The sequence below is a fragment of the Enteroscipio rubneri genome (assembly GCF_963929405.1).
GTDB classification, from domain to species: domain Bacteria; phylum Actinomycetota; class Coriobacteriia; order Coriobacteriales; family Eggerthellaceae; genus Enteroscipio; species Enteroscipio rubneri.
The window spans coordinates 276019-290838 of record NZ_CAWVIN010000001.1; the positions used below are offsets into that span (position 1 = coordinate 276019).

General features: G+C 65.4%; 14 protein-coding genes. 11 read left to right on the forward strand and 3 right to left on the reverse strand.

From position 1 onward, the window contains the following. Positions 1–21 precede the first annotated feature (21 nt). From ABGT83_RS01130 to ABGT83_RS01150, 5 genes are all read left to right on the forward strand, one after another. Complete coding sequence (locus ABGT83_RS01130; protein ID WP_346685591.1) at positions 22–1137, forward strand: aldo/keto reductase; 1116 nt, start codon at positions 22–24, stop codon at positions 1135–1137. A gap of 66 nt (positions 1138–1203) precedes the next feature. Further along, entirely contained in the window at positions 1204–1821 is a 618-nt protein-coding gene (locus ABGT83_RS01135) for an ExsB family transcriptional regulator (RefSeq protein ID WP_346685592.1), read from the forward strand. Positions 1822–1942: 121 nt separating this feature from the next. Beyond that, positions 1943–2107, forward strand: a complete 165-nt coding sequence (locus tag ABGT83_RS01140) for a hypothetical protein (RefSeq protein ID WP_346685593.1) — start codon at positions 1943–1945, stop codon at positions 2105–2107. 140 nt (positions 2108–2247) lie between these two features. Continuing rightward, positions 2248–3558: an amidohydrolase family protein gene (locus tag ABGT83_RS01145; protein ID WP_346685594.1), complete on the forward strand. Its 1311-nt coding sequence runs from the start codon at positions 2248–2250 to the stop codon at positions 3556–3558. A 253-nt stretch (positions 3559–3811) separates the two neighbouring features. Beyond that, entirely contained in the window at positions 3812–5836 is a 2025-nt protein-coding gene (locus ABGT83_RS01150) for a RecQ family ATP-dependent DNA helicase (protein WP_346685595.1), read from the forward strand. Positions 5837–6103: 267 nt separating this feature from the next. Here ABGT83_RS01150 and ABGT83_RS01155 read toward each other — a convergent pair whose 3' ends face one another. From ABGT83_RS01155 to ABGT83_RS01165, 3 genes are read right to left on the reverse strand one after another with little or no spacing between them, the layout of a single operon-like run. Beyond that, positions 6104–7165, reverse strand: coding sequence for a DUF4097 family beta strand repeat-containing protein (locus ABGT83_RS01155; protein ID WP_346685596.1), 1062 nt, complete (start codon positions 7163–7165; stop codon positions 6104–6106). Next, a complete protein-coding gene (locus tag ABGT83_RS01160) occupies positions 7149–7940 on the reverse strand; it encodes a DUF1700 domain-containing protein (RefSeq protein ID WP_346685597.1) in 792 nt (263 codons plus the stop codon). Before ABGT83_RS01160 ends, ABGT83_RS01155 begins: the two co-directional genes overlap by 17 nt. After that, positions 7937–8251, reverse strand: a complete 315-nt coding sequence (locus tag ABGT83_RS01165; protein WP_103265314.1) for a PadR family transcriptional regulator — start codon at positions 8249–8251, stop codon at positions 7937–7939. The genes ABGT83_RS01160 and ABGT83_RS01165 overlap by 4 nt, the downstream gene beginning before the upstream one ends. Positions 8252–8567: 316 nt before the next feature. Between ABGT83_RS01165 and ABGT83_RS01170 the strand changes: the two genes are divergently transcribed. From ABGT83_RS01170 to ABGT83_RS01195, 6 genes are all read left to right on the forward strand, one after another. Next, a complete protein-coding gene (locus tag ABGT83_RS01170) occupies positions 8568–9035 on the forward strand; it encodes a universal stress protein (protein WP_103265313.1) in 468 nt (155 codons plus the stop codon). A 196-nt stretch (positions 9036–9231) separates the two neighbouring features. Next, entirely contained in the window at positions 9232–9543 is a 312-nt protein-coding gene (gatC, locus tag ABGT83_RS01175; RefSeq protein ID WP_103265312.1) for an Asp-tRNA(Asn)/Glu-tRNA(Gln) amidotransferase subunit GatC, read from the forward strand. Continuing rightward, positions 9543–11234 (forward strand): Asp-tRNA(Asn)/Glu-tRNA(Gln) amidotransferase subunit GatA, encoded by a 1692-nt coding sequence (gatA, locus tag ABGT83_RS01180; RefSeq protein WP_346685598.1) that lies wholly within the window; start codon positions 9543–9545, stop codon positions 11232–11234. The genes gatC and gatA overlap by 1 nt, the downstream gene beginning before the upstream one ends. Positions 11235–11236: 2 nt before the next feature. Then, entirely contained in the window at positions 11237–12811 is a 1575-nt protein-coding gene (gatB, locus tag ABGT83_RS01185) for an Asp-tRNA(Asn)/Glu-tRNA(Gln) amidotransferase subunit GatB (protein ID WP_346685599.1), read from the forward strand. Between the two features lie 81 nt (positions 12812–12892). Further along, positions 12893–14407 carry an alanine/glycine:cation symporter family protein gene (locus ABGT83_RS01190; RefSeq protein ID WP_103265309.1) on the forward strand — a complete coding sequence of 505 codons (1515 nt, stop codon included), beginning with the start codon at positions 12893–12895 and terminating at the stop codon, positions 14405–14407. A gap of 123 nt (positions 14408–14530) precedes the next feature. Then, a complete protein-coding gene (locus ABGT83_RS01195) occupies positions 14531–14794 on the forward strand; it encodes a holotricin-3 (protein WP_187143313.1) in 264 nt (87 codons plus the stop codon). Positions 14795–14820 lie beyond the last annotated feature (26 nt).

A 14820-nucleotide genomic window follows, 5' to 3' on the forward strand; every position in this document is an offset into this window, starting at 1 on the left:
CAAAAGGAAAGCGGGAGATCGATGGACGAGATGGCAAAGTTCGGGTTCGGATTCATGAGGCTGCCGGAGATTGAAGGGGCCGATGGAGAGATGCATATCGACATCGATCAGGCCAAGGAGATGGTGGACATCTTCATGGATGCCGGGTTCACCTATTTTGACACGGCGCGGCGTTATCACTTCGGCAAATCCGAGGCCGCGCTCAAGGAAGCGCTTGTCGACCGCTACCCGCGAGATTCATTCCAGCTTGCCTCGAAGCTTCCGGCGTGGGTTGCGAAAGGGCCCGATGAGGCGCGTGCCATGTTCGATGCCTCTCTCGATCAGACCGGTGCTGGCTACTTCGACTTCTTCCTCATGCACAATCTGGGCGAGTACCGTACGAAGGCATTCGACGAGTACGGCATATGGGACTTTTTGTTCCAGAAGAAGGAAGACGGTCTGATTCGCAAGCTCGGCCTTTCGTTCCACGACAACGCCGCTGCTTTAGAGGCGGTGTTGGACTCGCATCGTCCCCTCGACTTCGTGCAGTTGCAGATCAACTTCGCCGACTGGGAGAATAGCCTGATCGAATCCAGGAAATGCTACGAGGTGGCCCGCGCTCGGAACCTGCCGGTCGTTATCATGGAGCCTTTGAAGGGCGGCTCGCTCGTTCATCTGCCAGCCGCTGCGGTCGAGGTGCTGCGCGAGGCGAATCCCGAGGTGCCGCTCGCATCTTGGGGTCTGCGCTTCGCTGCGTCGCTGCCAGGCGTGCTCACCGTGCTGTCTGGCATGTCCACAGCCGACCAAGTGCGCGAGAATACGCGCATCATGACGTCGCTCGGACCGCTGAACGAGCAGGAGCGCGTTGCGCTCGAACAGGCACGAGCCATCTTGGCCTCGGTGCCTACGGTGCCCTGCACGAGTTGCGGCTACTGCGTCGAGGGTTGCCCGGAGGGCGTGCGCATCCCTTCGGCGCTCTACGCGCTCAACATCATGACGCTCTTCGAAGATATGCCGATGGCTAGCCATGAATACGACTGGCGGACCGTCGGCGGCCGGGCATCGTCGTGCATCGAGTGCGGTGCCTGCGAGCTTGCGTGCCCGCAGCATATCGAAGTAATGAAAGAACTCGCGCGTGCTGCCGAGCTGTTCGAATAGGGGACGTCGAGCATTCCGCACACTGTCGCGCAAGTTGAACGAGCATCCACGGAAAGGGCGGGCGAAATGACGCTTGAAACAGGTTCCGGGCAGCAGCTCGGTACGGAGCCCCTCGCGGACTTCTTCGCGCGCACGCCGAAGCTGGCGATAGCATTCTCGGGCGGATGCGATTCCTCGTATCTGCTCGCGTCCGCTGTGGAGGCGGGCTGCGAGGTGAAGGCGTATATGGTGAACACGGCGTTTCAGCCTGCATTCGAGCTGGAGGACGCGCGCCGTGTCGTGGACGTTTGCGGGGCGGCGTTCGACGTGATCGAGGCCGACGTTCTGGCCGAAAGCGCCATCTGTGCGAACCCGCCCGATCGCTGCTACCTCTGCAAGCGCTTCATCTTCGGCGCCGTACGCGAGCGCATGGAGCGCGAAGGCTTCGAGGTCCTGGCCGACGGTACGAACGCCTCCGACGATCCTGCGCGCCGCCCCGGATTCCGCGCGCTCGCGGAGCTTGACGTGGTGTCGCCATTGCGCTGCGCCGGCATGACGAAGGACGAGGTTCGTGCCGCCTCCCGCGCGCTCGGCGTGCCGACGGCTGACAAGCCCAGTTTCTCGTGCCTGGCCACGAACGTGCCCGAAGGCAAACCGATCACTGCTGCGTCGTTGGACGAGGTGCGCCGCGCCCGCGGGCTCTGACGCGCGAGGAGTGCGGTGCTCTCTTCGGGTTCGTGCTGGGCGAGAATATCGCCCGCTATGCCTATGCGCAGGCGGGGCCTGACGATCCGGAGGGCACGGCGGTGGTGGAAGTGAGTGCGGTATGGATATCGGTAAATCGCGGAACGGGGCGCGCCTTGAGGTGACACTGATTGGTCGTCTGGACACGAAGGCGGCGCCCCAGCTTGAAGACGCGCTCGGTTATCGAGCGGCTCTCGCTGGGCCGTCCGCCGACCTCGAAGCCGAGGACGGGGCCGACCGCGCGTAGGGGTAGCAGGGGGTGTGCGCTGCGCGCGTTCGCGATCCGGGTGCAGAGCCGGACCGCAGCGTATTTTTTTCGGCGTATACTGGGCACCACCGAACGGGCGAGAGGATGGCGCGCAGAGCGCTGCGGAAGGCGGTAGGAAAATGGCGTACGTGTTCACGCATGCGACGGTGCTCGACGGTACGGAGGGCATGGAGCCTCGGCCCGACATGACCGTGGTGGTGGACGACGGCGGGCGCATCGACAAGGTGGGCCCTGCGGCCACCACCGTGGGGCCGATGGGCGCGCTTGAAGTGGATCTGGCCGGGGCCTTCCTCATGCCGGGCCTCATCAACGCGCACGTGCATCTATGTGGCACGGGCAAGCCCATGAGTGCCGGCGGGGCGGGCGACCTTATCGACAAAGTGACGGGCAACCCCATCGGCATGTGGGCGCTGCGGAGGATGATCCGCAGCCATGCTCAGGCGCAGCTTGCCAGCGGCGTGACCACCGTGCGCAGCGTGGGCGACCCCGGCTTCGCCGACGTGGACGTGCGCGACGCCGTGAACGCGGGGAAGTTCCCCGGACCGCGCCTGCTCACGTCGGGCACGGGCGTCACGGTGCCGGGCGGGCACGGCGCGGGGCTGTTTGCGCACGTCGCGAAGTCGCTCGAGGAGGCGCGTGAGATCGTGCGCACCTGCTTCGCGCACAACTGCGACCTGGTGAAGCTGTTCATCACAGGGGGCGTGTTCGACGCCGAGGTGGAGGGCGAGCCGGGCGTGCTGCGCATGCCGCCCGACGTCGCCCGCGCGGCTGTGGAGGAGGCTCACAAGCTGGGCATGCCCGTGGCTGCGCACATCGAGAGCGCCGAGGGGGTGCGCGTGGGCCTGGAGGCAGGCGTGGACACCATCGAGCACGGCGCGGCGCTCGATGAGGGGCTGATCGCGCTCTTCAAAGAGAACGGCGCCGGACGTGCTTCGTCGCTCACCTGCACCGTCTCGCCCGCGCTGCCGTTCGTAGAGCTGAGTCCTGAGAAGACGAAGTCCACCGAGGTGCAGAAGGCGAACGGCCGCATCGTCTACGAGGGCATCGTGCGCGCCGCGCAGCAGGCGCTGGCCGCAGGCATCCCCGTGGGTTTGGGCACCGACTCGTCGTGCCCCTACATCACGCACTACGATATGTGGCGCGAGGTGGTGTACTTCGAACGCCTTGTGGGCGCTTCGCGCCAGAGGGCGCTCCACACCGCCACGCTCGGCAACGCGCGCATCCTGGGGCTGGGCGACGAGACGGGATCGGTCGAGGAAGGTAAGGCCGCCGACCTCATCGTGACGCCCGAGAACCCGCTCGACAACCTGGAGGCCCTGCGCACCGTGACCATGGTGATGGCTCGCGGCGCCCTGGACGAGCACCCTCGAGTGAAGCACATACCCGAGCTCGACGCCGAATTGGACGACTTTCTGCCGCAATCGGAATGAAACTTTGATGGGCTACGGGTTCGTCCACAATGACGGCATGGCGTCTCGAGTCGGCCGTTCCCGAGCACGCGATTGCCCGGCGGCGCGTTGAGGTTCGTCGAACGAATTACACCGAATAGGGTAGCGAATACCACCGCTTTGGTGAAGCAAAAGGGGCTGTGTCGGGCCGTTTGCCAATGCGGGCGCTGTTTACGAGGCGGCCGCTCGCGGTATTATGGGTTCTGAACGGATGGCAAGGCGAAGGGAAACAAGCGTGACGGACGCAATACTGGCGCAGCAGGCGCTCAAGGACCATTTCGGCTACGACGCGTTCCGGCCCGGGCAGCAAGGTGTGGTGGAGGCGATCCTCGCCGGCCGCGACGCGCTGGCGGTCATGCCCACGGGCGCCGGCAAATCGGTGTGCTACCAGGTGCCCGGCATCGTGATGGAGGGCCTCGCGCTCGTGGTGAGCCCGCTCGTGTCGCTCATGGGCGATCAGGTGCGCGCGCTCCTTGACGCGGGCGTGCGCGGCGCCTACCTCAACTCCACGCTCACGCCCGGCCAGCAGGCCACCGTGCTGCGCCGCGCGCTGGCGGGCGCGTACCAGATCATGTACGTGGCCCCGGAGCGGCTGGCCGACCCGCGCTTCCTCGAGTTCGCGCGCGAGGCCGCCATCCCGCTCGTCGCCGTGGACGAGGCGCACTGCGTGTCGCAGTGGGGCCAGGACTTCCGCCCGTCGTACCTGGCCATCGGCGACTTCATCGAGCAGCTGTCCGCGCGCCCCGTCGTGGCGGCGTTCACGGCCACGGCCACCGAGCGCGTGCGGCGTGACATCGTGCGCCTTCTGGATCTGCGCGACCCTTACGGGGTGGTCACCGGGTTCGACCGCCCGAACCTCTACTTCGGCGTGGAGCGCTTGGAGCCCAAGCGCAAGCTCGCCTGGATCGGGAGCTACGCGCTCGCGCATCCGGGTGACTCGGGGATCGTGTACTGCTCCACCCGCAAGGACACCGACAAGGTGCATGCCGCGCTCGTCGCCGCAGGCGTGCGCGCGGCGCGCTACCACGCGGGCATGCCGGCCGCGGAGCGCGCCGAGAGCCAGCGCGCGTTCATCGCCGACGACGCGCTGGTCATGGTGGCCACGAACGCGTTCGGCATGGGCATCGACAAGTCGAACGTGCGCTACGTAATCCACCACAACATGCCCGGCAGCATCGAGGCGTACTACCAGGAGGCCGGCCGTGCCGGGCGCGACGGCGAGCCGTCCACGTGCATGCTCCTATGGAGCGACGGCGACGTGTCCACCTGCCGATTCTTCATCGAGCAGGAGTCGAGCAACGAGGAGCTCTCGCCCGAGGAGACCGACGCTGTGCGCGCCTCGCGCCGCCGCCTGCTGGAGGCCATGGTGGGTTACTGCCACACGACGGGCTGCCTGCGCCGCTACATCCTCGATTATTTCGGGGAGCAGTCGTCGCAGGACGTTCGTAACGCCAGCGAGAAGGGCCCCGGTGCCGAAGATTGCGGGGAAAGCCCGACGAAGCGACCTGCAGGCCGCGAGGAGGGCTTGGAGCCGCAAGATCCGGCACCGGGGCCCTTCGCAGCGTCGAGTTCTTCCGAATGCCGACAGGCAGCCGGAGCCTGCTGCTCGAACTGCGAGGGCGCGTTCGACGCCGTGGACGTGACCGAGCTGGCGCGCGCCGTCATGCGCTGCGTGCAGGAGCTGCGCGGGCGCTTCGGCAAGGGCATGGTGGTAGACGTGCTGCGCGGCTCGAAGAGCGCGAAGGTGCTGGACCTGCACCTGGACGAGGTGGCCAGCTACCACACGGTGGATGCCTCTGTCGCGCAGGTCAAGGAGGTCGTCGAGCTTTTGGCCGCCGGCGACTACCTTGCGATTACCGAGGGCACCTACCCTACGGTGGGCCTTGGCCCGCGTGCTCGCGAGGCGGCGGACGACGGGTTCTCCCTCTCCATGAAGAAGGTCGTGCGCAAGGCCGAACGCGTGCGGGGCGTCGAAGCGGGCGCCGGCCGCGCGTTCGGCGCCTCGGGTACGGTGGCCGCGTCGGGCGAGGCCGATCCGGAGCTGTTCGAGCGCCTGCGCACGCTGCGCAAGCGCCTGGCGGACGAGGCCGGAGTGCCGCCCTACATCGTGTTCTCCGACGCCACCCTGCGGGACATGTGCGCGAAGCGCCCCGCCACCGAGGACGAGTTCCTGGATGTCTCCGGTGTGGGCGCCACGAAGCTCGCCCGCTACGGCGAGGCGTTCCTCGCCGAGCTCGCCGCCTACGGTAGCGAGGGCTAGCGCGCCGTCGGGAAGAAGGGGGTTCAACGACACCGATGACCTGCTGCGCTTCCTGCAGATACGGATACTGTCCGACGCGCAGGGCTACGGCGATAGGCGCCTGCGTTGGGGGGCTGCGTGGGGAAGACTCCATCCCCACGCATCTTGCTTGACGTGTCGTGCAGGCGATCGGGCAAACCCTACATCTGGATATGGAGCCGCTGGAGAGGCCCGTCGTCGCCTAGCGACGGCGGGCCTCTTTCCCGTTGGCGACCGCAGGACCGTTGCTTACGATGTCGCCGGTGCTGCGGGGGCTGCCGGGGCGGCAGGCGCGGCCGGGATGTCGGCACCGTTACGGCTTGCGCCGCCCGGGGCCGTGTTGTCGCCGCGATTTGCGGCACCGGCGCTGGCGCCGCGGTCGAAGCTAAGGTCGACGCTGCCGCTCGTGGTGCGAACGACGATGCGCTTGTCGGCGCCGATCGTGCCGGCGGGGGCGTCCACGCTGCCGCTTGTGGAGGACGCCGCGATGTCGTAGTCGGTCGCGAAACCCGCGAACGAGGCTGCTACTCGGCCGCTCGACGCCTCGAGTACGGCTTCGGTCGCGTCCAGGCCGACGGCATCGATGCTGCCGCTGGAGCAGCGGATGTCCAACGTGGTCGCGCGCACTTCGTCCAGATACTGGTAGCCACTCGACGTACTCGTCTCCACCGTGGCGCCTTCCACGTCATCCAGGGAGAGCGAGCCGCTCGAGGTCCAGGCCGAGAAGCTCTCGGCGTCCACGCCCGTCGCGTTGATGCTGCCGCTCGAGGTTCTCAGTCCTACAGTCTCCGCGCTCGTGCGCATGAGTGACAGGCTGCCGCTGCTGGCCGTGAGCGAAACCGTGCCGAGGCCGTCGAGGTTCGCAACGTCAACGTTTCCGCCGCTCGTTTCCACGGTGATGGAGCCCGTGTACCCGCGTGGAACCTTCACCACGGTGGTGCGGTCTTGGAAGTCCACCTTCATGATCATGAGGCCCGTAAGCGAAGTGCCCTGGCCGGTGATCTCCAGCACACCTCCTTCGTCGACGACGTCTACGGTTTTCTCGCTGCTGGTCCAGTACGTGATTTCGAAGGCGTCTCCGTCGGCTGGCTCGAAGCGCACGCTTTCGCTTGCGTCCCTCACTACGACGGCGGTGTGGGGCGCTTCCGCCTCGGTGCTCAGGGTCTGCGTGCTCGAGACCCAGTCGCGCGTGGTGTTCGACAGGTTCTCGAAGCGGAAGTCCGCCAGGGTGAACGCCCCCAGGGCGAGCGCCGAGCCTCCCACCAGCATCACGGTGGCGACGATCAGGACGACTTTACGCGCGGTGGTCATGGCTCTGCGCTCCTTCCGAAGTTGGGTTCCCCGCCGTCGGCGGCATCGGTGCGGGCGGGAAGGGGACGGTGCCCTGCGGCCCGACGGGATGGGGCGCACCGGGGCAGGGGGTTGCGGGGTGGAGGGCGCCCGCGGCTGCCGGCAAGTCGGATGCGGGTGCGCAAGGCGGTACGGCCTGCTCGGACCCGCGTACCTTCTTCACGAACAGCCCCTTGATCCAGCGGGCGAACGAATGGGTGAGCTGCACGAGCCCCTTGCTGGCGGCTAGGACGCCGAACAGGGCGAACAGCCCCGTCCCCGCGGCGGCCAGCCCGCAGCCCAGAAGCCAGGCGGCCGTGAGCGGGTAGCCGGTAGCAAGGCACCACACCAGGCCCACGATGCCGATGGGGCCGCACAACAGCAGCGCGACGACGGTCGCCCATAGCGCCACGATGACCATCCAGATGGACAGGTACACCATGAGCGCCGCCATGACCAGCGCCAGCGCCACGGGCACCCAGATGGGCGAGAACACCACGAGCAGCACCACGTTGAGCGTGCGGCTGCCGGTGTTCGCCTTCGCGATGGCCTTCGGGATGACCGGCGTCTCGGCGATGATCTGGGCGGCGATGGCTCCCACGGGTCCGAGCGCCGCCACGGCGTCGGCCTCGCTCATGCCGTCCTCCACGCGGTCGTCGATCATCTCCGAGTAGAAGGCGATCGACTGCTCCACCTCGTACGACGGCAGTTTGCCGAGCGCGCGCCGCAGCGCGTCGGTGAACTCGGTCTTGTTCATTTTCTGGCACCTCGTTTCACGTAATCGTAGATGGAGACGACATCGTCCCGCTCGTGCAGGAACTCGTCGATATGGCGCACGCCCGCCTCGGTGATGCGGTAGTACTTGCGCAGCCGCCCGCTATGCTCGACGGAGTACGTCGTGAGCAGCCCCGCCGCCTCCAATCGTTTGAGCAGGGGGTAGAGCGTCGATTCGGTCAGGTTCAGAATCGCGGGCACGTCCTTGACGATCTGGTAGCCGTAGGAATCCTGCCGGTTGATCGAGGCGAGCACGCAGACTTCGAGGAACCCTCGCTTCATCTGTGCGTCCATTGCATACCTCCTTTCGCCCGATACTATACAACGCATAGTATCGGGCGTCAACAAGTATTTACGTGACGGGAGAGAACCCTTGTCCGCACGGAGCGGGAGGCCGCCCGTTTGCGAGAGGATGTGCGCGAGAGCGGTCGGATGTCGCGAAGATGGCCGGTTGGCAGGCTCTGGGCGCTTCGAACATCTTTCGTTTTCGAGCGAGCATGCGGGTGCCGGATGCTTTGAACAGGTCTGGTCTGATTATTTGACCCGTAGTTTGACGTGGCCTTATATGGTATAATTAACCAATCCGATCAGGAAGAAGGAGGTGGTGATCATGATGTTCACCAACATTCTTGTCCCGTTCGATACGTCGAAGCATGCGCTTCGCGCGCTCGAGGTAGCCAAGGGCTTCGCTGCGGATGATCCGGCCGTTCGGCTTCATGTTTTCAGCGCCATCTATGTTGCCACGAAGCCGACGGATCTGGGTGTGGACGCTGGCTACGTCCTCGACAGCGGCACGTACGACAGGCTTCTCAGCGCGGGCATTGCACGCGAAAAGACCGAGGTGAAGGAAGCGATCGGCGACATGCTCGACGACCTACCTAATCCCGTGGCATTCGAGGTTGTGAACTCCATGGACGTCGCCAAATCCATCGGCGATTACGCAGCGGAGCATGCCTGCGATCTCATCGTGATGGGCGCGCGCGGCCTCGGTCGTCTTCGGGGCATGATCGGCAGCGTCAGCTACGGTGTGCTGCGATCTTCCGACGTCCCCGTCCTTGTCGTGAAAGAAGGCGAGTAGGCGCCCGGTTCGAAGATCGGGCGGATGTAGATCGTTTTAGTAAAGGCCCCGCCGCGGCGGGGCCTTTTCATGCGGTTCGCTACCGCGCGGCGCTTCCTTTGTTATCATGTATGCGTGCTGTCCACAGGATTCGACTGCGCCGCGACCGACCCATGACAGCGCCGCATGGAAACGAGAGAAGAAAAGAGCAGGCTCTATGACCCAATATCTCACCGAGCACGATGTGCGCGGCATTGCGGAGTACGCGCGCATCGGGCTTTCGAGCGACGAGGTGGCGCAGATGACCACCGACCTTAACGCCATCATCGACAGTCTCGCACCCATTACCGAATACAACCTCGAGGGCGTGCAGCCCACGTTCCATCCCATCGGAGGCTTGTCGAACGTCATGCGCGAGGATGTCGAAGAACCTTCGTTCACGCAGGAAATCGCGCTCGAGAACGCGCCGAAGCGGCAGGACGGCTGCTTCCTTGTTCCATCGATTTTGGGCGAAGGGGGGGATCGTTGATGGCTGCCGCAACCGAGCGTGTGTTCGCTTGCATGGGCGTGCGCGATATCCAGATAGGGTTGGCTGCCCGCGAGTTCAGCGCCCGCGAGGTGGCCGAGGCGTCGCTTGCCCGCGTGCACGCTCTCGATGGCGCGACGCATGCCTACCTCGAGACTACCGAACAGCTGGCCTTCAAGGCTGCTGCGCGCGTGGACGCAGCCGTCGCTGCCGACGATTTGACCGCATGCGGCCCGCTCGCCGGCGTGCCCGTGGCGTTCAAGGACAACATGAACCTCGAAGGTGCGCATACCACGTGCTCATCCGCCATGCTCGCCAACTATGTATCCCCCTTCACGGCTACGTGCGTCGCGCGTACGCTGGAGGCTGGCGGCATCCCGCTCGGCAAGCTCAACATGGACGAATTCGCGTTCGGCTCCTCCACGGAGACGAGCGCCTTCGGCCCCACCCGCAACCCGTGGGACCTCGCGCGCGTGCCCGGCGGCTCGTCAGGCGGCAGCGCGGCGGCAGTGGCAGCGGGCCTTGCCACGGTGACGCTCGGAAGCGATACGGGCGGCTCCATTCGCCAACCTGGCAGCTTCTGCGGTACCGTGGCGTTGAAGCCTACGTACGGCGTAGTCAGCCGCTACGGCGTGGTCGCTTTCGGCAGCTCGCTCGATCAGGTTGGTCCGTTCACGCGCTCGGTGGAGGACGCAGCGTACGCGCTCAACGCCATCGCCGGCCGCGACGCGCTCGACTGCACGAGCCAGGCCGTGGACACCGACTTCACGGCGAACCTTGCCGACGGAGTTCGCGGTATGCGCATCGGCGTGGTTCCCGCTTTCATGGAGGCCAAGGGTCTCACGCCCGAGGTCAAGGCCAAGGTGGAAGAAGCTGCTGAGCATCTTCGCGCTCTCGGCGCCGACATCGTTGAGATTGAGCTGCCCAACGCGCAGGCTGCCATGAGTGCCTACTACGTGCTGGGTCCCTGCGAGGCGTTCAGCAACCTTGCGCGCTTCGACTCGGTGCGCTACGGATACTGCGACCCTGGCCACAAAGACCTGGGCAGCCAGTACGAGGCGAGCCGTGCCAAGGGCTTCGGCCCCGAGGCGTGCCGCCGTATCATGCTGGGCAGCTACCTTCTGTCTGCGGGCGTGTACGATCGGTACTACTATCCCGCTCAGCAGGTGCGCACGCTCATCACGCAGGACTACGCGAGCGCCTACGAGCAGGTGGACTGCATTCTCGCGCCCGTCGCCCCGCGCACCTCGTTCGCATTCGGAGAAGTGAGCGATCCGACTGACATGTACCTGTCTGATATGTTCACCATCTCCATCAACATCGCGGGCAACGGCGGCATGAGCATGCCGGTGGGCCTGGGTGCCGAAACGCAGCTGCCGGTGGGCGTGCAGCTGATATCCCCCCAGTTCAAGGATGAGAACATGCTGCGTGTGGCCGCCGCGCTGGAAACGGTGTACGGCCCGGCCCCCGTAGCGCCGGCCTTCGCGCCGGGTCAACCCTACCCAGAAGGATCGATGGTGGATATCCCCGACGCCGCCGACGCGGTCCCCGGGGTCGACCTTCCCGGCTTGCTGACAGCGGAGGGCAGCTTCGGCGTTGCCCACCAAGCGAGTTCCGCAGCGCAGCGAGGACTGTCTGAGCGACTGGGCAACGCCGAAGCTGCCCCGTCCCAGGTTGAAAAGGCAGGTGAGTAGCCATGCGCAAGCTCGAAGAGGTGCTGCAGGACTGGGAGGCCGTCATCGGCCTCGAGATCCACGCCGAGCTCACCACGCTCGACACCAAGATGTTCTGCGGCTGCAAGCTGGAATTCGGCGCCGAGCCGAACACGCACACGTGTCCCGTGTGCCTGGGGATGCCGGGCGCCCTGCCCGTGCCGAACCGCGCGGCCATCGAGTCCATCGTGCTGGCGGGCCTGGCCACGAACTGCGACATCGAGAAGCACTCGATGTTCTACCGCAAGACCTACATGTACCCCGACATGTCGAAGAACTACCAGACCACGCAGGGCCCGGTGGCCTTCTGCATGCGCGGCCACCTCGACCTCGACGTGGACGGCGCGGCCGCCAAGGAGCGCATCGACCTGGAGGGTCTCGAGGTGGGCGAGAGCCGCGGCAACGTGACGCGCACGGCCGACGGCTACACCGCCCACGTGGGCATCACGCGCATCCACATGGAGGAGGACGCGGGCAAGATGGTGCACATCGGCGGCGGCGAGGGCCGCATCGCCGGGGCCACGCACTCGCTCGTGGACTACAACCGCGCCGGCACGCCGCTCACCGAGCTCGTGACCGAGCCCGACCTGCGCACGCCCGAGGAGGCCCGCCTGTTCATGCAGAAGCTGCGCCAGGTCTACCTGGCGCTCGGCATTTCCGACTGCTCCATGGAGGAGGGCTCCATGCGCTGCGACGGCAACGTGTCGCTGCGCCGCCGCGGCGCCAAGGAGTTCGGCGTGAAGACCGAGCTCAAGAACATGAACAGCTTCAAGAACCTCCACGACGGTCTGGCCTACGAGATCTGCCGCCAGGCGGAAGTGCTCGAGGAAGGCGGCCAGATCTTCCAGGAGACGCGGCACTGGGACCCCTCCAAGAAGCGCACCATCGTGATGCGCGTGAAGGAGACGGCCGACGACTACCGCCTGTTCCCGGACCCGGACCTCGCGCCCTACGACCTGACCGACGAGTGGATCGACTCGGTGCGCGCCAAGCTCCCCGAGCTGCCCGACCAGAAGGCGGCCCGCTTCGAGGACGCGTTCGGGCTCTCCGCGTACGACGCGCGCCACCTGGTGGAGCATCGCGAAACAGCCGACTTCTTCGAGGTGTGCATGGAGCTGGCGGGCGACGACACTGCCAAGCTGGCCAAGCCGGTGGCGAACCTCGTCATCAACGATGTGACCGCCTACTTGAACGCCGCCGACGGCGTGGCGCTGGCCGACACGTCGCTCACCCCGGCGCGCGCGCTCGAGCTCGTGCGCTTGCAGGCCGAGGACGCGATCTCGTCCAAGCAGGCCAAAGAGGTGTTCGCGGCCGTGCTCGACGAGGACAAGGACCCGGCGGCCATCGTGGAGGAGCGCGGCATGAAGCAGGTGTCGGACACGGGCGCCATCGAGGCCGTGATCGACGCGGTGCTGGCGGCCAACCCCGACAAGGTGGCGCAGTACCAGGGCGGCAAGACCGGCCTTATCGGGTTCTTCGTGGGCCAGTGCATGAAGGAGATGCGCGGCCAGGGCAACCCCAAGCTCATCAACGAGCTTCTGGTTAAGAAGCTCGGGTAAAAGGATCGCGCAAACAGGCAGGGTTGCGGAGGCGCGCTGAGGTCAGGGTGCGCCTCCGCTTTAAGGAAGTGGGGGATTCCGATGGACTTCAACGAATGGCTTGTCGCCTGGACGGGTGAGGTGGACGGCTTTCTGTACACGTACATCTTGTTGTTTCTACTGGTGATCGTGGGCGTGTACTTCACCATCCGCACGAAGGCGGTGCAGCTGCGCTATCTCAAGGACATGTTCACGCAGCTCACCGAGAAGAAGCATGTTCCCGGCGAGCGCTCCATCTCGTCATTCCAGGCGCTCATGGTGTCCACGGCATCGCGCGTGGGCACGGGCAACATCGCGGGCGTGGCAACCGCCATCGCCACGGGCGGCCCGGGCGCCGTGTTCTGGATGGGACTCATGGCCATCGTGGGCGCGGCGTCGGCTTTCATCGAGTCCACGCTTGCGCAGATATGGAAGGTGCGTGGCAAGGAAGGCGAGTTCAGGGGCGGTCCTGCGTACTACATCCAACAGGCTCTGGGGAAGCGCTGGCTGGGCATCCTGTTCGCCGTGCTACTCATCCTGTGCTTTGCATTTGGGTTCAACGGGCTGCAGGCCTTCAACGCTGCCTCGTCGCTCGAGTACTACATCCCCGACTACGCCACGAACGGCGCGGCCGTGGCCTGCGGTATCGTGCTGGCGGTGATGACCGCGTTTGTCATCTTCGGCGGCGCGAAGCGCATCAGCGTCATCACGTCTATCATCGTGCCTATCATGGCGTTCGCCTACATCGCCATCGCCGTGTGGACTACCGTCTCCAACATCGCCATACTGCCGGAGGTGTTCGGCATGGTGTTCGCGTCGGCGTTCGATTTTCAGTCGATCTTCGGCGGCTTCGCGGGCTCGGTGGTCATGCTCGGCATCAAGCGTGGCTTGTACTCCAACGAGGCCGGCATGGGCTCGGCGCCGAACGCGGCCGCCACGGCGTCGGTGTCGCACCCTTGCAAGCAGGGCCTCGTACAGAGCCTGTCCGTGTACATCGACACGCTGCTCATCTGCACCTGCTCGGCCATGATGGTGCTCGTGTTCTACGTGCAGGATCCGCAAGCGGCCGCCGCGCTCAACGGCATGCCGCTCGTCCAGATGGCCGTGAACAACGCGGTGGGCGAGATAGGCATCCACTTCATCACGTTCGCCATCTTCGCCTTCGCGTTCTCCAGTCTCATCGGCAATTACTTCTATGCGGAGAACAACCTGCGCTTCATCAAGGGCGATAGCCGCGCGCTCCTGTTCGTATTCCGCCTCGTGTGTCTGTGCGTCATCTTCTATGGCGCGGTGAACAGCTTCGACCTGGCGTGGAACCTGGCCGATATCTTCATGGGCTTCATGGCGATCGTGAACCTTGTTGCCATCGTGTTGCTGGGCAAATGGGCGCTCAAGGTGCTCGACGACTACACGGCTCAGCGCAAGGCGGGCAAGGATCCGGTGTTCGTGGCCGATACGATAGAAGGGCTCCCGCCCACCGAGTGCTGGCATGTGGAAAAGCTGAAAGAGTATGGCAAGCCGCCGGTGCAGGAGTACCTTGACGATCAGATTGACGTGGAGTTCGTCGGGTTGAAATAAGTCTCGCACGGAGGCGCGGCGCGCTGCGGCATGTCGGCCCGGTAACACCGCGCCATGCTGTGATGAGCCGCGCTTCCGGGTCATGGTAGGATAGAAGCAACGAGCGTGCGAGAAAGGGGCATCATGACCGACGAGCGAAAACCGGGCGACTGGCAGCGGAAGGATCTGCGCCAGGACGCCAATGACCTGATGAGGGATCCGAACCCGAAGAAGTGGTACAACCAGACATTCTGGATCGTGTTCTTTGTCATAGTGTTCTGGCCCGTGGGCATCGTGCTTGTTTGGCGCAGCGATTGGCATATTGCCGTGAAGATAGCGGTCACGATCGCGCTCGCCGCCATCGTCTATCTCGTTTGGAACATGCAGCAAGCTGTTTTGCAGCTATAGGAACGCGCGCCGCACATGCGGTCGCT